Here is a 23,491-nt window from a genome sequence, read left to right as displayed (position 1 = left end):
CAGCGCCCCGTGCGCCTCGCGGACCTGCTCCCACGCCGCGCCCGAGGCGGCCTCCGGCCCCCGCGCCGCCGCCAGCAGCCCGTGCGCCTCGTCCCGCACGACCAGCGACTGCTCCACGTCCCGCGCCGCCTCCGCGGCCGAGGTCAGCGTCCGGTCGCCGAGCGGCTGGGCGGTGCGCAGGGCGCCGTACAGGACGCCGCGCACCCGGCGGCGTACGACGATCGGCACCGCGAGGACGGATCGCAGCCCCTCCGCGGCGACCGCGGCGTCGTACTCATGGCTGATCTGCCGCGAGGAGGAGTAGTCCGTGACGGAGCAGGGCCGCGCGAGGGCCACCGTCTTGCCGCCGAGCCCGTTGCCCGACGACACCGTGATCGCGCTGAGCGCCGTCGTCGCCGTACCCGTCAGCTCGCTGATGCGCATCTGCCCGCTGTCCGGCTCGACCAGGCCGCCGAACGCGACCGGCAGCCCTGTCACGCGCCGCAGCCGCATCAGGGCGCCGCGCATCTCCACCGCTCCGCTCACGTCCGCCGCCACGTGCTCCTCCCTTCGGCCAAGACACACCCCCGTCCGGGGGTAGTGAGACCCGCATCACCGATTACACGATGTCATTGAGTCGCCCGGCAATGCGGTCGGGTACGAGGAGGACAGATGACGACGCCGACCGAGGGCTTCCGCAGCGCGCGGGACTTCCTGCTGGAGCACCGTGAGGACTATGCCACGGCATACGAGGGTTTCGCCTGGCCCCGCCCGGAATTCTTCAACTGGGCGCTCGACTGGTTCGACGTCATCGCCCGCGGCAATGACCGCACCGCCCTGCACATCGTCGAGGAGGACGGCACACGCACCCAGCTGTCCTTCGCCGCGCTGTCCGAGCGCTCGGCCCGGATCGCCAACTGGCTGCGCGAACAGGGCGTGCGCGCCGAGGACCGCGTCCTCGTCATGCTCGGCAACCAGGTCGAGCTCTGGGAAACCGCCCTCGCCGCGATGAAGCTGCACGCCGTCGTCATCCCGGCGACCCCGCTGCTCGGCCCCGCGGACCTGCGCGACCGCATCGACCGCGGGCGCGTACGGCATGTGATCGTGCGCGCCGAGGACACCGGCAAGTTCGACGACGTGCCCGGCCGTTACACCCGGATCTCCGTCGGCGGTCCGCCGGAGACCGAAGGCTGGCCGGGCATCAGCGGTCACCCGCGGACCGGCGGTCGCCCGGCAGGCTGGCGGCCGTACGAGGAGGCCTACGCCGCCTCGGCGGACTTCGTGCCCGAGGGTGTCACCCGCCCGGACGACCCGCTGATGCTGTACTTCACCTCGGGCACCACCGCGCGCCCCAAGCTGGTCGAGCACACCCATGTGTCGTACCCGATCGGGCACTTGGCGACCATGTACTGGATCGGCCTGAAACCGGGCGACGTGCACCTGAACATCTCCTCGCCCGGCTGGGCCAAGCACGCCTGGTCGAACCTCTTCGCACCCTGGAACGCCGAAGCCACCGTCTTCATCCACAACTACACACGCTTCGACGCGGCCCGGCTGATGGCGGAGATGGACCGCGCGGGGGTGACGACCTTCTGCGCCCCTCCCACCGTGTGGCGCATGCTCATCCAGGCCGACCTGACCCAGCTGCGAACGCCGCCGCGGGAGGCCGTCGCCGCAGGGGAACCCCTGAACCCCGAGGTCATCGAGCAGGTGCGGCGGGCATGGGGAGTGACGATCCGGGACGGCTTCGGGCAGACCGAGACGGCCGTACAGGTGTCCAACAGCCCGGGACAGAAGCTGAAGACGGGCTCCATGGGCCGGCCCAGCCCCGGCTTCCGTGTCGAGCTGCTCGATCCGGTGTCGGGCATGCCGGGCCTGGACGAGGGCGAGATCGCCCTCGACCTGTCCGACCGGCCCGTGGGGTTGATGACCGGCTACCACGGCGACGCCGACCGTACGGCCGAGGCGATGGCGGGCGGCTACTACCGGACGGGCGACATCGGCTCACGGGACGCGGACGGCTACATCACGTACGTGGGCCGCGCCGACGACGTGTTCAAGGCCAGCGACTACAAGATCAGCCCCTTCGAGCTGGAGAGCGCGCTCCTCGAACACGAGGCCGTCGCCGAGGCGGCCGTCGTGCCCGCCCCCGACGAGCTGCGCCTCGCCGTTCCGAAGGCGTACGTCGTGCTGGCGGAGGGATGGAAGCCCGGCCCCGACACCGCCAAGATCCTCTTCGAGCACTCCCGTACCACCCTCGCCGCCTACAAGCGCATCCGCCGTCTGGAGTTCGCCGATCTGCCCAAGACCGTGTCGGGCAAGATCCGCCGGATCGAGCTGCGCGAGGCCACCGCCGCGGGCTCCACTGACGAGTACCGCGAGGAGGACTTCCGGTGAGCCGGCCTCCGGTGAGCGGGCCGGCGAGTCCCCCGGAGGGGGCCAACACCCCGGGAGCCAGTTACACCCACGGGACCAGTACGACACCGCTCCTGGGCGACACCATCGGCGCCAACCTCGACCGGGCGATCGCCGCGTACCCTTCGCGGGACGCGCTCGTCGACGTGCCCTCCGGGCGGCGCTGGACGTACGCCGAGTTCGGCGCCGCCGTCGACGAGGTGGCGCGCGGGCTGCTCGCCAAGGGCGTGCGGAAGGGTGACCGCGTCGGCATCTGGGCGGTCAACTGCCCCGAGTGGGTGCTCGTCCAGTACGCCACCGCCCGCATCGGCGCGATCATGGTGAACATCAACCCGGCCTACCGAGCCCACGAGCTGCAGTACGTGCTCAGGCAGGCCGGGATTTCGCTCCTGGTCGCCTCGCTCGCCCACAAGGGCAGCGACTACCGGGCCCTGGTCGGCCAAGTGCGCGCGAAGTGCCCTGGGTTGAGCGAGACGGTCTTCATCGGCGATCCGAGCTGGGACGCGCTCGTCGCGGGCGCCGCGTCCGTCCCGTACGAGCAACTGGCCATGGCCCAGGCCGACCTGAGCTGTGACGACCCGGTCAACATCCAGTACACCTCGGGCACCACCGGCTTCCCGAAGGGGGCCACGCTCTCGCACCACAACATCCTCAACAACGGCTACTGGGTGGGCCGGACCCTCGGCTACACCCAACAGGACCGGGTGTGTCTGCCCGTGCCCTTCTACCACTGCTTCGGCATGGTGATGGGCAACCTGGGCGCCACCTCGCACGGCGCGTGCATCGTGATCCCGGCGCCGTCCTTCGACCCGGCGGCGGCCCTGAAGGCGGTCGAGCGGGAGCGCTGCACCTCGCTGTACGGCGTCCCGACGATGTTCATCGCGGAGCTCAATCTTGCGGACTTCGCGACGTACGACCTCGCCTCCCTGCGCACCGGGATCATGGCGGGCTCGCCCTGTCCCGTGGAGGTCATGAAGCGGGTGGTCGCCGAGATGCACATGGCCGAGGTCTCCATCTGCTACGGAATGACCGAGACCTCGCCCGTCTCCCTCCAGACACGCCGCGAGGACGACCTGGAGCACCGTACCGGCACCGTGGGGCGCGTACTGCCGCACATCGAGGTCAAGGTCGTCGACCCGGTGAGCGGGGTGACGCTGCCGCGCGGGTCCGCGGGCGAGCTGTGCACCCGTGGCTACAGCGTGATGCTCGGCTACTGGGACGAGCCCGAGAAGAGCGCGGAGGCCGTCGACTCCGGGCGCTGGATGCACACCGGGGATCTGGCCGTGATGCTCGACGACGGGTACGTCCAGATCGTCGGCCGGATCAAGGACATGATCATCCGGGGCGGCGAGAACATCTATCCGCGGGAGATCGAGGAGTTCCTGTACACGCATCCGAAGATCGCCGACGTTCAGGTGGTGGGCGTACCTCATGAGCGGTACGGCGAGGAGGTGCTCGCCTGCGTCGTCCCGCGCGACCCCGGCGCCCCGCTGACCCTCGAGGAGCTGCAAGCCTTCTGCGCCGGGCAGTTGGCGCACTACAAGGTCCCCAGCCGGCTGCGGATCATGGAGTCCTTCCCGATGACGGTGTCCGGGAAGGTGCGGAAGGTCGAACTGCGGGAGAAGTACGCGGATTAGTGGCTCAGTGCGTCTCCCTGCGCATGCAGACCCGGGGCCAGCGGTCGAGGCCGTGTTCGGCCTCCGTGGCACGGATCTTCCGTAGTCCCGGGGTGAGTTCGGCCTCGTCCAGGACGCGGAAGCCGATGCGCGCGTAATAAGGCGCGTTCCAGGGGACCTCCGTGAAGGTGGTCAGGGTGAGACCGGCCAGGCCCTGGTCGCGTGCGCGGTCGGCGGCGTACGCGATCAGCGTCCGGCCCACACCCCGTCGGCCCGCGTCCGGGTGGACGGAGACCTGCTCGATATGGAAGGCGCCGTCCACGGGCTCGCCGATCAGATAGGCGACGATGCGGCCGTCCCCTTCGGCGACCCAGGCGTGCCCCGCCTGCCGGAAGCGCTCCAGCACGGCGGGCGCGGGCGGCTCGTCATCGGCGATCTCCGGCATGCCGAGGGCACGGAACGGTTCGCCCGCGGCGCGTTCGATGTCCTGGAGCAGCGGGAGGTCGGCGGGGGAGGCGGGTCTGATGGGCATGGCCTCAAGTATGCGGGCCGCCAGGGCGGTTGTCGGGGCGGTCGGAGTGGTCAGGCGCCCGCGGCGATGAGCTCGTCCGCGAGGCTGTTGACCGGCCGCGGAGTGCCGGTGAGATCCAGTACGAAGAGGGGGATGCCGAGGGAGTCGGCCCGGGTGCGGGCGTCCTCCGCGTATCCGGCCAGCGAGAAGTAGACGCAGCCCACCGATTCCGTCATCGCCGTCAGCCACAGACACTCCACGTCGCGCAGTGAGGCGGGACTCAGGGCGGGCTCGACCTGCGCGAGGACTCCGCGTGCCGCGAGTCCTATCCCCGAGGGCGGTCGCTGATCTGCCCGCCGTATGTCCTGGTAGCCGAGCCAGCGGAGGTACAGGGCGGCGACGGTCACGGCGTCCCGGGCGGTACGGATCGTCACGGGCTGGAAGGCGGGGCGGGGCGCGGACGCCTCACGGGGGAGAGGGATACGAGGGGCAGGGGTGCCCGGGCCCGTGGCCGGTGCCGAGTCTGGCGCCGTGCCCGGTGTCGAGTCCGGATGGTCGGCGCCTGCATCGGCCCTCCGGGCTCCTGACCCGTCGTCGGTACCTTCGGCAGCCCGGACTTCGGGGTCTGTGCCGGAGTCCGCCCTCGGCGTCGGGGGCTCTTGGCCGCTGACCGGGTCCTGGGCGGCGTCCGCTTCCGTACGGGTGGCGGGCGCCGTGTCGGTGTCGGGCTCCGTCGGCCGCGCGTGCCCGCGCGGTGCGGGTGGCTCCGTCACCGGTACTCGTAGCACCGTCCCGCAGGAGCAGCCCAGTTCGGGCCGCGGCCACTCGTCCTCCCGTCCGCAGGCCGCGCAACGGACCATGACCCAGTCCTCGTCCCAGGTGTGGTGCGTGACGGGCTCCAGGGCCGCGCGCAGGTCGAGCGCGGGCGTGACGGGTGAGCCGCACGCACAGGGAAAGGACGGCGCTGTGTAGTGGTGCTCGCGACGGCAGGCCGGGCACCGCACCGTAACGCTCTCTGCCATGTCCCCACTCCAGAGACGTCACATCGGGACTGCGCCTCCATCGTCCTCCAAGCGGGCCTCCCGCGGCAGGGAGTTGGGGCAACGGACACGTGGGCCCGGTCACGGCGGCCCGCGCGCAGTCCCTTGACGGCCCCTGGGGCGCCGCTTACATTGCTTCCAAATAGTAGAAGTAAATTTCCGCTATACGGAAAATTCTGGAATCGGAATCTCTGGGAAATCACAGCTCACCGCGGGGCGCGACGGGAGCTCGAATCCGACGGCCGAAGCAAGCCCGAGCAGGAGTACGCCATGGCTCGTATGACCGCTGCCCGCGCGGCAGTTGAGATCCTCAAGCGTGAGGGGGTCAGCCACGCGTTCGGTGTACCGGGCGCGGCGATCAACCCCTTCTATGCCGCGCTCAAGTCCTCCGGCGGGATCGACCACACCCTCGCCCGCCATGTCGAGGGCGCCTCGCACATGGCGGAGGGGTACACCCGCACCCACCCCGGCAACATCGGCGTCTGCGTCGGTACGTCCGGCCCCGCCGGCACCGACATGATCACCGGTCTGTACTCCGCGACCGGCGACTCGATCCCGATCCTGTGCGTCACCGGTCAGGCGCCGACCGCCGTGATCCACAAGGAGGACTTCCAGGCCGTCGACATCGCCTCGATCGCCAAGCCGGTCGCCAAGATGGCGGTCACGGTGCTGGAGGCGGCCCAGGTTCCGGGCGTCTTCCAGCAGGCGTTCCACCTGATGCGCTCCGCCCGGCCCGGGCCCGTCCTCATCGACCTTCCCGTCGACGTCCAGCTGACGGAGATCGAGTTCGACCCGGAGACGTACGAGCCGCTGCCGGTCTACAAGCCGTCGGCGACCCGCGCGCAGATCGAGAAGGCTCTCGCGCTCATGGGCGAGTCCGAGCGCCCGCTCATCGTCGCCGGCGGCGGTGTCATCAACGCCGATGCCTGCGAACTCCTCGTCGAATTCGCCGAGTTGACCGGCATACCGGTCGTCCCCACCCTCATGGGCTGGGGCGTCGTTCCCGACGACCACGAGCTGAACGCCGGCATGGTCGGCCTCCAGACCTCGCACCGCTACGGCAACGCGACCTTCCTGGAGTCCGACTTCGTCCTCGGTATCGGCAACCGCTGGGCCAATCGTCACACCGGCAAGCTGGATGTCTACACGGCCGGCCGGACGTTCGTCCATGTCGACATCGAACCGACGCAGATCGGGAGGATCTTCGCCCCGGACTACGGCATCGCCTCCGACGCGAAGGCCGCGCTGGAACTGTTCGTCGCGGTGGCACGGGAGTTGAAGGCCGAGGGCAAGCTGCCGGACCGGAGCGTCTGGGCGGCCTCCGCACAGGAGAAGCGGGCCCGGCTCCAGCGACGTACACACTTCGACGACATCCCGATCAAGCCGCAGCGCGTGTACGAGGAGATGAACAAGGCCTTCGGCCCGGAGACCCGGTACGTGTCGACGATCGGCCTCTCGCAGATCGCCGGAGCCCAGATGCTGCACGTCTACCGGCCCCGCCACTGGATCAACTGCGGCCAGGCGGGCCCTCTCGGCTGGACCGTCCCCGCCGCGCTGGGCGTCGCCAAGGCCGACCCGGAGGCGTCCGTGGTGGCCCTGTCCGGCGACTACGACCTCCAGTTCATGATCGAGGAACTGGCCGTCGGCGCCCAGCACAGGATCCCGTACGTCCACGTCCTGGTGAACAACTCCTATCTGGGCCTGATCCGCCAGGCGCAGCGGGCGTTCGACATCGACTTCCAGGTCAACCTGGAGTTCGAGAACATCAACTCGCCCGAGCTCGGCGGCTACGGCGTCGACCACGTCAAGGTCGTGGAGGGCCTCGGCTGCAAGGCGCTCCGCGTCACCGACCCGAACGAACTGGGCGCGGCCTTCGAGCAGGCCAAGAAGCTCGCCGCCCAGCATCAGGTGCCGGTCGTCGTCGAGGTGATCCTGGAGCGCGTCACCAACATCGCGATGTCGACGACGAACGACATCGGCAACGTCGTGGAGTTCGAGGAGATCGCGACCGATCCGGACCACACGCCGACGTCGATCAGGCCGTTGAAGGTCTGATACGACCGAGTGCGGCTCGACAGCGGGGGCGGCCCGGCCCGAGGGTGGGGCACCAGGACGGCATGGTTCCGCACGGCACCACGGTGCTGGTCGTGCGGAAGAACCCCCTGGACGCCCTCACGTCCAGGGAGTTCCGGGGGCCCGCTTTCCCGGCACGTACGGCGTTCAGCTGCACTCTGCCCTCGGTGTGCAGCTCGAACTGCACACTGTCCAGGGTGTCCCACTGGTCGTCGAGCACCGGTGGTTCACCGCTCCAGTGCTGAATCCGTACCTCCGGGCGATGGTCGGTTGTGCCGCACTTGAAGACCGCGCCGCCCGGCCCGGCCAGTACCGTCCAGCGCCCCCGTGCTGCTCTGCGCCGTGGCCGGCCCGACTCGGCCTGGACACACCTGCCGCACCGGCCCGCGGGACCACCAGGTCCTACCAGGGCACGGGGCCTTGGTCGTCGGTGAAGGTGCCAGTGGGTCCGTCGGCGGGGATGGTGGCCATCCCGACGGCGGCCACGGCGCCCTGGGCGGGGGTGCGGTGGCCGGAGTGGTTGTTCAGGGCGGTGGCGCAGTGGCCGGGGCAGACGGCGTTGACGAGGATGCCGTCGGGGCGCGGACGCGGGCCTGCTGGAGCGGATCCTGCCGGTGTACCGGAGCGCCCCCGATGCCGTCGAGGTCTAGGTGGTGGTGGCGGTGCTTCCCCGCGGCCACCGACTGGCCGGCCGCGCCACCCTGGTCCTTGCCGACCTCGACGGCGAGCCGATCCCCCGCTGGCCCGGCCCGGATCCGGAAGAAGCGAGCGGCCCGGAGGTGCGTGACAGCGGGCAGCTGATGCAACTCGTCGCCCTGGGCCGGCTGGTCGCTGTGCTCCCGGAATCGGCGCGGCGCCAAGCGCGGTCGGATGTGGTCTGTGTGCCGGTGCTCGACGCGCCGAGGAGTTCGGTCCTGTCGGCGTGGCCCCAGCGGACGAGGTCGCGGGCGGTGGCCGCCGACGAACGTCACCAGCCGGGATAGCGGTGCCACCAATGCGGGTCCCACCCCTGGACGTACTCGCTGCCGCTGGGTGAGTCTTCGAGTTCTGTCAGTAGGTCGCGGGCCAGGGTGTCGAGTACCCACGCCAGTTCGTGACGGCTGACCAGGTCGACGGGCAGTGCCTCGACCCCGTGTACGGCGCCGAGCAGCGCGCCGGCCACGCAGGCGACAGAGTCACCGTCCGGCGCGCCCGCCGCGAACTCCAATGCGCCGCGGAACCCAGCACGGTCGGGGAAGGAGGCCGCAGCGTAGAGGCCGCCGAGCAACGCCGAGGGTGCGGTGGCATCCGGTGCGAGCCGTGCGAGCCGTCCCGCGTCCGCCGGCTCATCGACAGCGTGCCGAAATGCCGCCGCGAGACGGCTGTGCTCGTCGTCGGTGATTCGCTGACCGACGGACGGGAGGGCAGTGATCCCCACATGCAGCGCCTCCCGGGCGGATATGCCGGAGTGGGGAGACGGGCCGCGTTCCCGAGCGGAGTTCGTCAGACAGTGGTGGGCCAGGACGGCTGCATGGGTGGTGGCGGCCTGCGCGGCTGTGTCGCCGTGCGTGAGAGCGGCGAGCGCGCCGGCCTGGGCGATCCCTCCGAGTCCGGTGACCGCAACCGGAAGGGCCCGGGTCAGTGCGTGACAGCCCCGGCTCGTGGTGGCCATTCGCTCGTGGCCTTCCTCGATCCGGGACAGGGCCGTCACCGTCGCCGGTGCACTGCCGCGCCGCTCGGCCAGCGCGGGCACGTCCGCGAGCCAGCCGTCCGGCCACACCGAATCGCCGTAAGAATTCCAGCGGCGCCGCATCTTCTCCACCTCGATGCCCTGCAGGAAAGCCCACCGGCAGTAGGCATGCAGGACCACCCCCGGCGCATAACAGATCCCCTTGTGGTTTCCGCGTACCTGCGCGCGGATGATGCCCTCAGCGGTGAAGCAGGCCAGTTGTGTGCTGACACCGGCCCGCAGCGGACCGCTGGCCGGCAGCCTTCCCCGGGCCCCGCCCAGGGTGTCCCCGAGCGCCAGGCCGAGCATCATCCCGCGCACCTGGGACTGCCTTGTGAGGAACTCCCTCTGGTGATCTTTTTCGTGGGGCAAGGCAGCGCGCCTCTCTCCTTCGGGACAGAAGTGGTTGTCCAGATGATGGTGGTGCCGCAGAGGGCCGTGCAGGAGGGCGAGTCAGGGCGCGAACAGTGTGGGTCACGCTCGCCGACCACCGTAGCGTCAGTCTCACAGGTCCGGCCCCTTGGCCCGTTCCGGGAGCGGCAGTTGCTCCCAAAGGCCGGCGAGGAGGCGTTGCAACTCCTGTATGCCCGCGGGCCGGTAGAGGGGCGCGCCTGTACCGCCTTCTCCCGGGATGACCCGCGCCCGTGGGCGTCCGCGACGTCAGCATCCCCCCCGGATGCCGCCCCCGGTCCGAGGCCCGCCGCCCCCGTGCCGGCGGGCCTCGTGCCGAGAATGATGTGCCCGCGTCCGGGGGAAGTTGAAGCCCCTAGAGCCAGGTTCAGAGCTTGATTTGAGGGTTCCGTAGGCGCCGTACGCACGCCGGTGTAGGAGCGTGGCGGGGTGTGGCTCCGGGTGGCGCGGTGGCTTGGGCGCGACAGGACGGGTGTCAGCCACGGCGCCACCCGGAGGGCTCTCGGGCTCGGGCCCAGGTCAGACGTGCGTGCCGGAGAGGCGCTCGACGGCTCGCAGCAGGGCCGAGTGGTCCAGGGCGCCGTCGCCCTGGGCGCGCAGTGAGGCGACGAGTTGGGCGACCACGGCGCCGGCCGGCAGTGCGGCGCCGACTCGGCGGGCGGCGTCCGTGACGATGCCCATGTCCTTGTGGTGCAGATCGATACGGAAGCCCGGCTTGTAGTCGCGGTTCAGGAAGTTGTCCTTCTTGCGCGTCAGCACGGTGGAGCCTGCGAGCCCGCCGCCCAGGACGTCGAGCGCGGCGTCGAGGTCCACGCCGGACTTCTCCAGGAAGACCACGGCCTCGGCGCACGCCTGGATGTTCACCGCGACGATCAGCTGGTTCGCGGCCTTCACCGTCTGGCCGGAGCCGTGCGGGCCGCACAGCACGATCGTCTTGCCGAGTGCCTCGAAAACCGGCTTCGCCTGTTCGAAGTCGGCCCGGTCGCCGCCGACCATGATGGACAGCACGGCTTCGACGGCACCGGCCTCACCGCCGGACACCGGGGCGTCGAGGACGCGTATGCCCTTGTCCGCGGCTGCCTTGGCCAGGTCGATCGAGGTCTGCGGGGTGATGGACGACATGTCGATCAGGAGCGCGCCGGACCTCGCGTTCTCCAGGATGCCGCCCGGGCCGTACGAGACGGCCTCGACCTGCGGGGACGCGGGCACCATCGTGATCACGACGTCGGCGTCCCGCACGGCTTCGGCGATCGAGCCGGCCGCGGTGCCGCCGGCGGCGGCCAGACGGTCGAGCTTGTCCCGCTCCAGCGTGTAGCCGGTGACGTCGTAGCCCGCCTTGATCAGGTTCTCGGACATGGGGGAGCCCATGATGCCGAGCCCGATCCACGCGACCTTGGGAAGCGTGCTGCTCATGAGGGTGCCTCTCTGACTCCTGTGTTACGTCCATGGGTTGCCGGGCCTGGTCTGGTACGGGTCGCCGGGTCTCGTCCGTGGGCTGTCGCGGCGGGGTGTGTCACCGGGCCGCGCGTGCCTCCGGCGGGAGCCAGGCGAAGGACTCGGTGCTCGGGCGGTCGCCCGGCTTGTACTCCAGGCCGACCCAGCCCTCGTACCCCGCCTTCCTCAGCCGGCCGAGGAGGTCCGCCAGCGGGAGCGTCCCCGTGCCGGGCGCGCCGCGGCCGGGGTTGTCGGCGATCTGGACGTGGCCGGTGTTCGCCGCGTAGCGCTCGATCACCGACGGGAGGTCCTCGCCGTTCATGGACAGGTGGTAGAGGTCCATGAGGAACTTGGCGTTGCCGAGGCCGGTCGCCTCGTTGACCATGTCGACGACGCCGATGCCTGCCGAGGCGGTCACCAGCGGGTAGTGCGGCGACTCGAGCCGGTTCAGGGTCTCGATGAGCAGGATGGCGCCGATGCGGTCGGCGGCCCGGGCCGCGAGCACCAGATTCTCCAGTGCGAGCGCGTCCTGCTCGTCCGGGGTCACATCGTCGACGCGGTTGCCGTACAGGGCGTTGAGGGCCGTGCAGCCCAGGCACTGGGCGAAGTCCGCCGCCACGTCGACGTTCGCGCGGAACTTCTCGGACTCCTCGCCCGGGATCGACAGCGCGCCCCGGTCCGGGCCCGGCAGCTGCCCGGCATAGAAGTTCAGGCCCGTCAGCTGGACGTCCGCGTCCTCGATCGCCCTTTTCAGCGCGTCGAGTTCGGTCCGCTCGGGGACGGGGGAGTCGACCCAGGGCCACCACAGTTCCACCGCGGTGAAGCCGGCCGCCGCGGCGGCCGCGGGGCGTTGCAGCAGCGGGAGTTCCGTGAAGAGGATCGACAGGTTGACGTCGAAGCGCTGCTCTGCGGCTGTGCCCCATTCAGAACCTGATGCAGAAGCTGATGCAGAACCTGGCATGGGAAGGCGGCGCCCCTTCCGTATTATGGAAACTAGTTTCTGTTCAATGGAAGACTGCCCGTGGTTCGGGACGACTGTCAAGGGTGCGGCCCGCCACGCCCCATGGGTGCGGCCCGCCACGCCCCATGAAAGAGCGCCCCCGCGCGGGAGGCGCGGGGGCGCTGCTGCGGTGGCCGACGGGTCAGAGCGCGTCGACGCCACTCACCTTCCAGCCCTCGGAGGTACGGGTGAGCGTCATCCGCACCCGGTTCAGGTCCACGCGGGGACCTGAGACCTGGGTGCTCCTGGTCACCTGGTTGACGAAGAGCAGCACGACCGCCTTGTCCGGCGAGGCCGACACGACGGAGGCCGCGGGGGCGCCGTCGGCCGGCTCCACCACCGTGGCCTTCACCACGCCCTGATACTTCCTTGCCGTCGGCCCCACCACCGTCTTCGTGGTCTTCCGGTACTCGTCACGGAAGTCCCCGGTGAGATGGGCGCGCGCCGCGGCGAAGTCGCGGTCCAGGTGCCGGTGGTCGTACGACAACACGACGGGTGCCGCCTTCCGCGCGGCCGCGAGCGCCTCTCCCCGCGCCTGCTCGGCCTGCCGCCCCTCCCGGTACTGCCACCCGAGCACGGCGACCGCGATCAGACCGGCGACGAGCAGGACGGCGAGCACGACGACGAGGACGACGGGGTACGTCTTCCTTCTCGCCGGCGCATCCTCCTCGAAGGACTCCGGCGACGGCTCGGGCGGGTCGTCCCAGCCGTCCGGCGCTTCGATGAGCACAGTGCGCCCGGAAGGCTGTCCATCGACGGAGCCGCGCTCCGCACGATCCTTGCGCTCCACACGATCCGCACCCTCCACGCGTTCCACGCGCTTCGCCGCCGCGCGGGCGGCCGCCGTCAGGGTGCGGCGGGCGGATGAACCGGCACCGCGCCCCCGGGTGGTCAGGTTCGCCACGGTCTTTCTCCTCACTGGCTTACGGGTCGTACGAGACTGGTCTCGCGGCGGGGCGGGGTGCGGTCAGCCGACGAACTCGACGTCGGACGTCAGCCAGCGGCCGCCCTTCAGCACGAGGTCGAGCTGCAACCGGTACGTGCGCGCCTCCCCGGAGGGCACGGCGGTGTTGGTCACCTTGCTGTCGGCGACCACCAGGACACGGGCCGAGCGCTCGTCGGACCGTGCGATGCCCGCCTCGAGGACCTGGCCCTCGGACACCGACTTGTTCTGGGCGACCAGCTTGGTCAGCTCCTCGGTCTGCGCGGCGAACTGTTTCCTGAAGTCGCCGGTGGCGCCCTTCAACACGTTCCCGCTGTCGCGGTCGTAGTGCCGGTAGTCGAGCGAGGTGAAGTTCAGCGCCGACTGACGGGCCGCCGCGAGGATGTCCTGGCGACGCTGGTCGGCCTCGTGCTGCTCGTACAGCTGGACGCTCAGCCAGATGGTCAGCGCCGTCACCACGATCGTCGCCACGGCGAGCCCCGCCGACAGCGCCCTGCGCCGCAGGCCGCCGCTCGTGCCGGAGCCCTCGCTCGTGTCGGAGCCCGGTCTCGTGCCGGAGCCCGCGCCCGTGCGAGAGCCCTTGCTCATGTCAGAACCCTCGCTCATGTCCTCAGAACTCTCGTTCATGACATCGGTCCCACTAGCAGCCATTGCCACGACTCCTTTCCGAACACGGTCTGCTGTCCGCCCGTCGAGCCGATCTCGACGGTCGTTCCGTCCGGACCGGTGGCGGTGCCGGTCTCCGGGTCGTACGGCGCGATGTACGCGGCCTGGTCGGCGCCGCCGGAACCGGCCGACGCGCCGGGGGCGTTCTGCGCGCCGCGCACCGAGGTGTCGCCGCCGCGCGGGGCCGTGCAGCGCGCGTCGGTGTTCGCCGGGCGCGTGCTCGTGTCGGCGGGGTCGCGGCGTCCTGTCCCGTATCCCTGGGTGCACGGCGGCGGGTCGTCGGCGTTGACGACCAGCCCGAAGTGGGTGGTGCCGTCGCCCGGGATGACGGTGTAGCTGCCCGCGACCACCACCGGGAAGGTGACCAGGGCCTGCTCCACGCCGGGCAGCCGCGCCACCGTGACCTGGCCGCCGCTGATGAGGTTGGCCAGCAGGACCGGCAGGTGCGGCCCGGTGGACTTCAACAGGGAGTTCACCTCCTGCGCGGCCGGCACCGTGTTGCCGATCACCTTGCGCAGATCCCCGTCACTCGACTTCAACTGGGCGGTGAGCGCTGCCAGATCGCGGGAGAACGACTTGATGGACGAACCCTGGTCCGCCTGCGTCTTGAGAACCTTCCGTGCGTCCTCGATCAGCGAGATGGTCTGCGGGAGCGAGTCGGACGCCGACTCGACGAGCGAGTTGCCCGAGTCCACCAGCCGGCTCAGCCGCGGTCCGGTGCCGGAGAAGGCCTTGCCCAACTCGTCGACGGTGACCCGCAGATCGTCCTTGCCGACCGAGGTGACCAGCCGGTCGAGACTGAGGACCATGTCCGTGGTGGGCAGCGGAACCCGGGTGCGGTCGCGCGGAATCGTGCTGCCGTCGAGCAGGTACGGACCGTCGGATACGCGCGGCTGCAGATCGACGTACTGCTCGCCCACCGCCGAACGGTTGGCCACCACGGCCAGGGTGTCCGCCGGGATGCGCGGCCCGTCGTCCTCGATGTCGAGGGAGACCGAGACGCCCTCGGACCCGGTGAGCCGCAGCGCGCCGACCCGGCCCACCGGCACCCCGCGATAGGTGACCTCGGCTCCGGGGAAGATCCCTCCGGAGTCGGCGAAGTCGGCCCGCACGGTGTAACCGCGGTCGAGGAGACCGTCCACCAGGCCCGTGTACTCGACGCCGACATAGGACACTCCGACGGCGGTGACGGTGGCGAAGGCGAGCAGCTGAGCCTTGACCGTACGTGTGATCACGGCTGTATCCCCTTCAGCATGAGTTCCGCGAGCGCCAGATCGATCCCTGGTGGCAGGCCGCCCGAGGCCCCGTGGGCGGCGGCGTAGCTGCTCGTGCACACCGGTGGGCAGAGCGGGCCGCCGTCCGAGGGCGCCGAGGGCTCGGCCGGTGTGTCCGGCAGATCAGGGGTGTCCGGAGTGTCCGGCAGCGAGGTGGGCAGGGGTACGCCCGGAACGTCCGGGAGTTCGGGCAGGTCCGGGCCCTCGGGCTCGTCCTTGCCTCCCCCGTCCTTCTCGCCGGGCTTGTCGGTGAGGTTGCCGTAGATGCCCGCCAGATCGAGGTCGGCGGTCACCTTGAGATTGACGTAGTCGCCCTTGACGGCGTCGACGGCGTTGCGCGGGAACGGGTAAGTGGTCAGCAGCTCAAGGGAGTTGGGCAGATCGTCGCCCGCCTTGTTCAGCTGCTGCAGGATCGGCCTCAGCTGCTTCAGGTTCGCGACCGTGTCGTCCCGCGAGGCGTTCACCACCTTGGTGCCCGTCGTGCCGAGCTTGGACAGAGCGGTGAGCATCCGAGTCAGGTCGCGTCGCTGGTCGGCGAGGACCTTCAGCGCGGGCGGCATGGTGTCGACGGCACGGGCGATGGTCTTCTTCTCCTTGCCCAGCCGTTTGGCCAGCCGGTCGATGCCCTGGAGCGCCCGCACGATGTCCGCGCGCTGCTCGTCCAGGCCGCCGAGGAAGGTGTTCAGCTCCTTGAGCAGGGACTTGACCCGGTTCTCCCGGCCCTTCAGGGCCTTGTTGAGCTCCACGGTGATCGTCTTGAGCTGGGCCACTCCGCCGCCGTTGAGGAGCGCGGACAGCGCGGACAGCACTTCCTCGATCTCCGGGTTCCGGCCGCTGCGGGACAGCGGGATCCTGGCGCCGTCGCCGAGCCGGCCCACCGGGGCGACGTCCGGCGGGGCGGACAGCGCCACGTACTTCTCGCCGAGCATGCTGGTCTGCCGCAGCTCGGCGACCGCGTTGCCGGGCAGCTTCACCGAGTCGGCGACCCGCAGCCGAACCCGCGCGTGCCACCCGGCCAGCTCCACCTTCTCGACGGCGCCCACGGTGACGTTGTTGACCTTCACGGCCGACTGCGGCACCAGGTCGAGTACGTCCCTGAACTCGACCGTGACGTGGTAGGCGTGGCCGTCCGCGGCGGCGCCGCCGGGCAGCTGGACGTCGTACCAGCCGTTGAACTCGCAGCCGGACAGCAGCAGCGAACCGACGGCCGCCCACGCGACCGCCCCGCCCTTCCGCAGCAGGCTCATGCGTCGGCCTCCAGGATTCCGCCCAGCGTCCGGTCGACCGTGCCCGTGCTCGGCACCGCGGGGGCCGGCGGCAGCTCGGGCAGGGAGTCGAAGAGCTTCTCCAGGTCCCGGCAGTCGGGGTTCTTGCCGCCCTCGTCCCCGGTCGTCTTCAGCACGGAGCACAGCAGCGCGGCCGGATCCTGCGGCCCGTCGGGGTTGTTGCGGGTGTCGAGTGTGCCGGCGGACGCGTTGTACGTGTTCTGCAGATTGGACAGACCCGTCGGGGCGACCTCCAACAGCTCCTCCAGCGCGGCCCGTTGGGTGACGAGCACCTTGGTGACCTTGCTGAGGCCCTTCACGTTCGAGGTCAGCGACTTCTTGTTCGTCCGCACGAACTCGGAGACGTCACCGAGCGCCGTGCCGAGATGCTTCAGCGCCGCCGCGAGGTCCTCGCGCTCCCCGGCGAGCTGCTTCGCCACCTTGGCGAGGCTGCTGTTGAACGACCGCACGCTCTTGTCGTCGGAAGCCAGCGCGGCCGTGAACACCTGGAGATTCCGTACGGTCCCGAACAGGTCCCCCCGTCCGTCGGACAGGGTCGTGACCGCCTTCGAGAGGTCCTCGACCGTCCCGTTCAGGTTCTTCCCCTGCCCGTCGAGGTTGTCCGCGCTCACTCCCAGCAGCCGGGACAGCGAGCCGTCCTTGTTCGCGCCCTTCGGGCCGAGCGCCTCCGACGTGGTGTGCAGACTGTCGAAGATCCGGTCCAGCTCGACCGGTACGGCCGTACGCGTCTCGGGGATCACGTCGCCGCTCCGCAGCACCGGGCCCTTCCGGTACACCGGCAGCAGCTGTACATAACGGTCGCTGACCACTGAGGAGTTGATGATCGCGGCCTGGGCGTCGGCCGGCACCTTGCGTCCCTCCTCGTACTCCAGCTCCACCCGCACCCGCTCGCCCTGCGGTGTGATCTTCTTGACCTCGCCGATCCGGACACCGAGGACGCGGACGTCCGAGCCGGGGTAGATGCCGACGGTGCGCGGGAAGTACGCGGTGACGCGCACGGGCTCGGCACGCGGCCACAGCACGAGGGCGAGCCCGGCGACGAGCGCCAGGGCGGTGACCAGGGCCAGACGGCGCGCGATACGCCTGTTCATCGTGAGTCTCCCGTCCGCGGCACCACCGGAGCGGCGACCAGGTTCTGGATGTAGCTGTCGAACCAGCGGCCGTTGCCGAGGGTGTTGGTGAAGACCCGCACATAAGGCGCGAGCAGCTTGACGCTCCGGTCGAGACTCGACTGGTTGCGTTCGAGCATCTTCACGAAGGTGTTGAGGCCCTTGAGAGCGGGCCCGATCTCCTTCCTGTTGTCCTCGACCAGACCGGAGAGCTGGATGCCGAGCGCGGCGGAACTCTTGAGCAGTTTGTGGATCGCCTTGCGCCGCTTGCTGATCTCCTTGAAGAGCTTGTCGCCGTCCTGGACCAGCGCGGAGAAGTCCTCGGACCGATCGGCCAGCACCCCGGTGACGCCGTCGGCGTGGTCGAGGAGTTCGCGCAGCGCCTTGTCGCGCGAGGCCACCGTCTTCGAGATCCGCGACAGCCCCGTGATGGACGCCCGTACCTCGGCCGGCGAATCCTGGAAGGTGGTGGAGATGGTGTCCAGCGCCGTCGCCAGCCGCTCCGTGTCGACCTCTTCGGTCGTGGTGGTCAGATCGCTGAAGGCCTGCACGACGTCGTACGCCGCGACCGTCCGCCGCAGCGGGATCTCACTGCCGGATTCCAGCTGCCCCGGCCCCTTCGGATGCAGCGCGAGGTACTTCGCGCCGAGGATCGTCTTGACTCGGATCGACGCACCGGTCGCCGTGCCGAACCCCGGGTCGCCCTTGACCTTGAAGGTGACCTTGACGTGGTCGCCGTCCAGGTCGACCTCCTCGACCTTGCCGACCTTCACCCCGGCGATCCGCACCTCGTCGCCCGCCTTGAGCCCGCCCGCCTCCGAGAAGGCCGCGCTGTACGTCCGGCCGTCGCCGATCAGCGGGAGGCTGTCGGCGTTGAACGCGGCGACGGCCAGCAGCGCGAGGGTGGTGAGACCGACGGCGCCGATGACGACCGGGTTGCGCTCCCTGAACGGGATCGCACGAGGCAGCAGCCTTATCCGGGGCAGCCTCGGCGGCCGGATCCTCGGCAGTCTCGGTCGCAGGAACCTCGGCAGCTTCGGCCGCAGGAACCTCGGCAGCTTCGGCGGCTCGACGCGTACCTTCACCAGTGGTTCCGGTCGGCGGGCGCGGGACCCGCGCGCGAGGATGCGCCTCTTCACCGGCCGCACCTCGCCCTCGCCACATGCATCTCGGGCGTGAGGACCTGCCGCGTCTTGGGCAGCACGATGCGGCCGTCGAAGTCGCAGAGGTAGAAGTTGAACCACGAGCCGTAGGACGCCGTCCCCGTCAGCTCGTTGAGCTTGTTCGGCAGCCTCTTCAGGACGCCCTCCACGGTCTTCTCGTTCTTGTTCAGCGTGCCGGTGAGATCGGTCAGCCCGGCGATGTCGTCCTTGAGCGGCGGGCGCGCGTCCTCGAGCAGTCCCGAGGTGGCCGCGGTCAGGTCGCCGATGCTCACCAGCGAGTTGCCGATGGGCTTGCGGTCGGCGGACAGTCCGGAGATCACCCGCCGCAGCTGCTTGAGCAGTCCGGAGAAGCGGGCGCCGCGCCGGTCGAGCGTCTTCAGCACGGTGTTGAGGTTGTCGATCACGGAACCGATCAGCTGGTCGCGGCCCGCGAGCGTGGTCGTCAGCGAAGCCGTGTGCGCGAGCAGGCTGTTGACGGTGCCGCCCTCGCCCTGCAGCGTCTTGACGATCTCCGTGGCGAGCTGGTTGACGTCCTTCGGGCTGAGCGCGGCGAACAGCGGCTTGAAGCCGTTCAGCAGCGCGTTGAGATCCAGCGCGGGCCGGGTCCGGGACAGCGGGATCGTGCCGCCGGGCCGCAGCCGGGTCCCGTCGCCCGCACCTTCGGTCAGCGCGATGTACCGCTGCCCGACCAGGTTCCGGTAGCGGACGACCGCGCCGGTGCTGCGCAGCAGCGGACGGTCGGCGCTGACGGTGAAGGTGACCTCGGCCAGCGTCCGGTCCTTGATGCGTACGTCCTCGACCTCGCCCACCCGCACGCCGGCCACCCGGATGTCGTCGCCCTCCTCCAGACCCGTGACGTCGCTGAACACCGCGCGGTACTTGTGCTCGGGGGCGAAGGAGATGTTGACGATGGTGGCGGCGAGCAGAGCCGTCGCCAGGATCGTCACCACCGCGAAGAGGCCGAACTTGACCAGCGGCGCGGCGGCCCGGCGTGCGGGTGTCGTCCTCGTCCTTGTCCTCTTGCTCATGGTCCTCGTCCTCATGCGACGCTCACCGCCGTTCCGCGGGCCATCGGGCCGAACAGCAGGGTCGCGACCGGCGGTACCTCGTCGGCGGGCACGCCCAGGACGGGGGCCACGAGCGAGCCGACCGCGCGCTGTTCGGCCTCGGTGGCGGACACCCCGACCCCGCCCGGCTGTGTGCCGCCACCCGAACTCCCTCGCTTCGTACCGTCGTTGAGGCGGGTGTCGGGCGCGGGCACCCGCGGGCCCGGAAGGCCTCTGCAGTCGGGCCCGGACCGCTCGCCGTAGCGCGGTTCCTCACCGGGTTCGTACGCGGACCGCTGCCGGACGACTTCGAGGGTGATGTGCATCTCGCCGCCCCGGAACGCCTCCTCCGATGCCTCCTCCTGCCGGACCAGGCCGTCGAGGAGGCAGGGGTACTCGGGCGAGTAGCGGGCGAAGAGGTCCAGCGTGGGCCGTGAGACCCGGCCGAGGGTGATCAGCCGGTCGCCGTTCTCGTCGAGGAAGTCGTCCGCGGTGCCCGCGACGCCGGTGGTCGCGGTGAGCGCGGCGGCCAGTCGGTCCCGCTTGTCGACGAGGGTGCGGCTGGTGGTGACGGTGTTGTGCAGGATCTTCATCAGGTCGGGTGCCGCGTCGCCGTACACCTCGGCGACGTCGGCGAACCGTGCGATGTCCTCCCGGAGCGAGGGCATGTGCGGGTTGAGGCGGCGCAGATAGTCCTCGACGCGGACGAGATTGTCACCGATCCGGTCCCCGCGTCCCTCCAGCGCGGTGGAGAACGCCGAGAGCGTGGCGTTGAGCTTGCCGGGCTGCACGGTCCGCAGCAGCGGCAGCAGGTCGTTCAGCAGCTGCTGCAGCTCCATGCCGACCCTGGTGCGGTCCTGGGTGATGACGTCCCCGGCGCGCAGGGGCCGGGCCGAGGAGCCGCGGGGCGCCACGAGGTCGACGTACTTCTCGCCGAACAGCGTCTTGGGCAGCAGCCGCGCGTGCACGTCGGAGGGGATGTGCCCGACCTGCTCCGGCTTGAGCGCGAGGTCCAGTGTGGCCTTCTCGCCATCGGCCCGCACCGCGCGCACCTCGCCGACCAGCAGCCCGCGCAGCTTGACGTCGGCGCGCGGATCGAGCTGGTTGCCGAGGCTGTCGGCCTCCAGCGTGACGCGTACGACCGGGGTGAACGCCTGCTGGTAGACGGCCACGGCGAGCGACAGCAGCAGCGCGAGCACGGCGATGAACACCAGCCCGTACAACCGCATTCTCAGTACTCTCACGGCACTCACCCCGCTATCCGTACGGTCGTGTCGGCGCCCCAGATCGCCAGGCTGAGGAAGAAGTCCAGGACGTTGATGGCGACGATCGAGGTCCGCACGCCGCGGCCCACCGCGACGCCGACCCCCGCCGGACCGCCGCTCGCGTGATAGCCGTAGTAGCAGTGCACCAGGATGATCACGACGGCGAAGACGATCACCTTGCCGAAGGACCAGAACACGTCGATGGGGGGCAGGTACTGCTGGAAGTAGTGGTCGTACGTGCCGGCCGACTGTCCGTAGTAGCCGGTGGTGATGGTGCGGGCGGCGAAGTACGAGGACAGCAGACCGACCACGTACAGCGGGATCACCGCGACGAAACCGGCGATCATCCGGGTCGTCACCAGGAACGGCAGCGAGGGGACGCCCATCACCTCCAGCGCGTCGGTCTCCTCGCTGATCCGCATCGCGCCGAGCTGCGCGGTGAAACCGGCGCCGACCGTCGCGGACAGCGCGAGTCCGGCCACCAGCGGGGCGATCTCCCGGGTGTTGAAGTACGCCGACAGGAACGCCACGAAGTTGGAGGTGCCGAGCTGGTTGAGCGCCGCGTACCCCTGCAGGCCGACCTCCGTGCCGGTGAAGAACGACAGGAAGGCGATGACACCGACCGTGCCTCCCACCACCGCGAGCGCGCCGCGGCCGAAGCTCACCTCGGCCAGCAGCCGCAGGACCTCCTTCTTGTAGCGGCGCAGCGTGCGGCCGGTCCACGCCAATGAACGGCCGTAGAAGACGAGTTGGGTGCCCAGCTCTTCCAGGGACCGCAACGGGCGGTCGAAAAGTCGCATCAGCCGCATCGACTAGCCCCTCTGCGGAACGACTTGGAAGTACACGGCGGTCATCACGAAGTTCGTCACGAACAGCAGCATGAAGGTGATCACCACCGACTGGTTCACCGCGTCGCCCACGCCCTTCGGCCCGCCCTTCGCGGTAAGTCCCTTGTACGAGGCGACGATCGCGGCGATCGCTCCGAAGACGAGCGCCTTCAGCTCGGCCGCCCACAGATCGGGGAGCTGGGCGAGGGTGGTGAAGGAGGCGAGATACGCGCCCGGTGTGCCGTTCTGCAGGACGACGTTGAAGAAATAGCCGCCCGCGACCCCGACGACCGACACCAGGCCGTTGAGCAGCACCGCCACCACCATCGACGCGAGCACACGCGGTACGACGAGGCGGTGGATCGGGTCGATGCCCAGCACCTGCATCGCGTCGATCTCCTCGCGGATCTTGCGTGCCCCGAGATCCGCGCAGATCGCCGTGCCGCCCGCACCCGCGATCAGCAGCGCGGTGACGATCGGCGAGGCCTCGCGCAGCACGGCCAGGACCGAGGCGGCGCCCGAGAACGACTGGGCCCCCAACTGCCGGGTGAGGCTGCCGATCTGCAGGGCGATGACCGCGCCGAAGGGGATCGAGACGAGGGCCGTCGGCAGGATGGTCACGCTCGCGACGAACCAGGCCTGCTGGATGAACTCCCTCGCCTGGAAAGGCCGTCGGGGTATGGCCCACACGACGTCCAGGGCCATCGCGAACAGCTTGCCCGAGTGCCGCAGAGCTCCGGTCGGAGACAGGCTCATGCGTCCGCCACCTCCTTCCCGTACGGGCCCGGGTGAAGACCCGGGTGGAGGTCGGCCTCGCGTCTCGCGATCGCCTCCCAGCGGGGCGGGCGGGGGATGCCCGGACCCGGCAGCAGGCGGGGAGTCATGGCCTGACTGCCGGGAGTCTTCGTGTGCCCGCCGGCACCGAGCTGCGCAAGTTCCTGCTCCACCTGGGCGGCGTCCTTCTCCTCCGCCATGCCGATCGGCCCCTGCATCCGGCCGTTCAGGAACTGCCGTACGACGGGCTCGTCGCTGGTCAGCAGCTTCTCGCGGGGCCCGAACATGACCAGTTCGCGGCGGAACAACAGCCCGATGTTGTCCGGCACCTGGCGGGCCGAGGCGATGTCGTGCGTGACGATCAGAAACGTCGCGTCGATCTGGGCGTTGAGGTCGACGATGAGCTGATTGAGATAGGCGACGCGCACCGGATCGAGGCCCGAGTCGGGCTCGTCGAAGAGGATGATCTGGGGGTCGAGGACCAGGGCCCGGGCCAGCCCGGCCCGCTTGCGCATCCCGCCGGATATCTCGCCCGGCAGCTTCTCCTCGGCACCGATCAGCCCGACCATGTCCATCTTCTCGAGCACGATCCGCCGGACCTGGCTCTCGGACTTACGGGTGTGCTCGCGCAGGGGGAAGGCGATGTTGTCGTACAGACTCATCGAGCCGAACAGCGCGCCGTCCTGGAACAGCACACCGAACAGCTTCCGCACCTCGTACAGGTCGTGCTCACGAAGTCCGGTGATGTCCCGGCCCGCCACCCGGATCGAGCCCCGGTCCGGCTTCAGCAGCCCGACGAGCGTCTTGAGGAACACCGACTTGCCCGTACCCGAGGGGCCGAGCATGACCGAGACCTCCCCGGCGGGCAGCGTCAGCGACACGTCCTGCCAGATGACCTGGTGACCGAAGGACTTGGTCAGCCCTTCCACACAGATCTCGACACCCATCCGG

21 protein-coding genes are annotated in these 23,491 nt (G+C 70.1%); 4 read left to right on the top strand and 17 right to left on the bottom strand.

All coding sequences use genetic code 11. The features are described from left to right. Window positions 1-537: GAF domain-containing protein (locus tag FE633_RS23975; protein WP_171060099.1), on the bottom strand; the 537-nt coding region annotated here is incomplete at its 3' end. A gap of 114 nt (window positions 538-651) precedes the next feature. Between FE633_RS23975 and FE633_RS23970 the strand changes: the two genes are divergently transcribed. Together FE633_RS23970 and FE633_RS23965 are read left to right on the top strand one after the other, a co-directional pair. Beyond that, a complete protein-coding gene (locus FE633_RS23970) occupies window positions 652-2,376 on the top strand; it encodes an AMP-binding protein (RefSeq protein ID WP_138047225.1) in 1,725 nt (574 codons plus the stop codon). 11 nt (window positions 2,377-2,387) lie between these two features. Then, a complete protein-coding gene (locus FE633_RS23965) occupies window positions 2,388-4,031 on the top strand; it encodes an AMP-binding protein (RefSeq protein ID WP_138047246.1) in 1,644 nt (547 codons plus the stop codon). Window positions 4,032-4,035: 4 nt separating this feature from the next. On the opposite strand, the gene FE633_RS23960 is transcribed toward FE633_RS23965, so the two are convergent. Both FE633_RS23960 and FE633_RS23955 read right to left on the bottom strand, forming a co-directional pair. Continuing rightward, window positions 4,036-4,542, bottom strand: coding sequence for a GNAT family N-acetyltransferase (locus FE633_RS23960; RefSeq protein WP_138047224.1), 507 nt, complete (start codon window positions 4,540-4,542; stop codon window positions 4,036-4,038). 50 nt (window positions 4,543-4,592) lie between these two features. Further along, the gene (locus FE633_RS23955; RefSeq protein ID WP_138047223.1) at window positions 4,593-5,543 is read right to left on the bottom strand and encodes a hypothetical protein; all 951 of its coding nucleotides are present in this window, start codon (window positions 5,541-5,543) and stop codon (window positions 4,593-4,595) included. Window positions 5,544-5,831: 288 nt separating this feature from the next. On the opposite strand from FE633_RS23955, the gene gcl reads away from it, so the two are divergent. Together gcl and FE633_RS23940 are read left to right on the top strand one after the other, a co-directional pair. Continuing rightward, entirely contained in the window at window positions 5,832-7,616 is a 1,785-nt protein-coding gene (gene gcl, locus FE633_RS23950; protein ID WP_138047222.1) for a glyoxylate carboligase, read from the top strand. 674 nt (window positions 7,617-8,290) lie between these two features. Further along, a complete protein-coding gene (locus FE633_RS23940; RefSeq protein ID WP_138047221.1) occupies window positions 8,291-8,617 on the top strand; it encodes a type 2 periplasmic-binding domain-containing protein in 327 nt (108 codons plus the stop codon). Here FE633_RS23940 and FE633_RS23935 read toward each other — a convergent pair. The 14 genes from FE633_RS23935 to FE633_RS23870 form a co-directional block, all read right to left on the bottom strand. Beyond that, window positions 8,602-9,714: an ADP-ribosylglycohydrolase family protein gene (locus FE633_RS23935; protein WP_171060098.1), complete on the bottom strand. Its 1,113-nt coding sequence runs from the start codon at window positions 9,712-9,714 to the stop codon at window positions 8,602-8,604. The genes FE633_RS23940 and FE633_RS23935 overlap by 16 nt on opposite strands. A 558-nt stretch (window positions 9,715-10,272) precedes the next feature. Continuing rightward, window positions 10,273-11,166: a 2-hydroxy-3-oxopropionate reductase gene (locus FE633_RS23930; protein ID WP_138047220.1), complete on the bottom strand. Its 894-nt coding sequence runs from the start codon at window positions 11,164-11,166 to the stop codon at window positions 10,273-10,275. A 100-nt stretch (window positions 11,167-11,266) separates the two neighbouring features. Next, window positions 11,267-12,148 carry a TIM barrel protein gene (locus tag FE633_RS23925; protein WP_138047219.1) on the bottom strand — a complete coding sequence of 294 codons (882 nt, stop codon included), beginning with the start codon at window positions 12,146-12,148 and terminating at the stop codon, window positions 11,267-11,269. Window positions 12,149-12,329: 181 nt separating this feature from the next. Further along, entirely contained in the window at window positions 12,330-13,091 is a 762-nt protein-coding gene (locus tag FE633_RS23920) for a hypothetical protein (RefSeq protein ID WP_138047218.1), read from the bottom strand. A gap of 63 nt (window positions 13,092-13,154) precedes the next feature. Next, the gene (locus FE633_RS23915) at window positions 13,155-13,718 is read right to left on the bottom strand and encodes a hypothetical protein (RefSeq protein ID WP_246113797.1); all 564 of its coding nucleotides are present in this window, start codon (window positions 13,716-13,718) and stop codon (window positions 13,155-13,157) included. 35 nt (window positions 13,719-13,753) lie between these two features. Continuing rightward, entirely contained in the window at window positions 13,754-15,031 is a 1,278-nt protein-coding gene (locus FE633_RS23910; protein WP_138047217.1) for an MCE family protein, read from the bottom strand. Beyond that, the gene (locus FE633_RS23905; protein ID WP_138047216.1) at window positions 15,028-16,317 is read right to left on the bottom strand and encodes an MCE family protein; all 1,290 of its coding nucleotides are present in this window, start codon (window positions 16,315-16,317) and stop codon (window positions 15,028-15,030) included. The genes FE633_RS23910 and FE633_RS23905 overlap by 4 nt, the downstream gene beginning before the upstream one ends. Next, entirely contained in the window at window positions 16,314-17,447 is a 1,134-nt protein-coding gene (locus FE633_RS23900) for an MCE family protein (protein ID WP_171060097.1), read from the bottom strand. Before FE633_RS23900 ends, FE633_RS23905 begins: the two co-directional genes overlap by 4 nt. Then, window positions 17,444-18,466, bottom strand: coding sequence for an MCE family protein (locus FE633_RS23895; protein ID WP_425473217.1), 1,023 nt, complete (start codon window positions 18,464-18,466; stop codon window positions 17,444-17,446). The genes FE633_RS23900 and FE633_RS23895 overlap by 4 nt, the downstream gene beginning before the upstream one ends. A 134-nt stretch (window positions 18,467-18,600) precedes the next feature. After that, window positions 18,601-19,656 carry an MCE family protein gene (locus tag FE633_RS23890; protein ID WP_138047215.1) on the bottom strand — a complete coding sequence of 352 codons (1,056 nt, stop codon included), beginning with the start codon at window positions 19,654-19,656 and terminating at the stop codon, window positions 18,601-18,603. 11 nt (window positions 19,657-19,667) lie between these two features. Continuing rightward, a complete protein-coding gene (locus FE633_RS23885) occupies window positions 19,668-20,903 on the bottom strand; it encodes an MCE family protein (protein ID WP_138047241.1) in 1,236 nt (411 codons plus the stop codon). A gap of 20 nt (window positions 20,904-20,923) precedes the next feature. After that, entirely contained in the window at window positions 20,924-21,739 is an 816-nt protein-coding gene (locus FE633_RS23880) for an MlaE family ABC transporter permease (protein WP_425473214.1), read from the bottom strand. Between the two features lie 12 nt (window positions 21,740-21,751). Then, window positions 21,752-22,522: an MlaE family ABC transporter permease gene (locus FE633_RS23875; protein ID WP_138047213.1), complete on the bottom strand. Its 771-nt coding sequence runs from the start codon at window positions 22,520-22,522 to the stop codon at window positions 21,752-21,754. Further along, window positions 22,519-23,487 (bottom strand): ABC transporter ATP-binding protein, encoded by a 969-nt coding sequence (locus FE633_RS23870; protein ID WP_138047212.1) that lies wholly within the window; start codon window positions 23,485-23,487, stop codon window positions 22,519-22,521. Before FE633_RS23870 ends, FE633_RS23875 begins: the two co-directional genes overlap by 4 nt. Window positions 23,488-23,491 lie beyond the last annotated feature (4 nt).

It is taken from the genome of Streptomyces montanus, assembly GCF_005786655.1.
In the GTDB taxonomy this organism is placed as follows: Bacteria; Actinomycetota; Actinomycetes; order Streptomycetales; family Streptomycetaceae; genus Streptomyces; species Streptomyces sporangiiformans.
The sequence above is the reverse complement of the archived record's forward strand: the minus strand, read 5'-3'. Positions and strand labels throughout refer to the sequence as shown.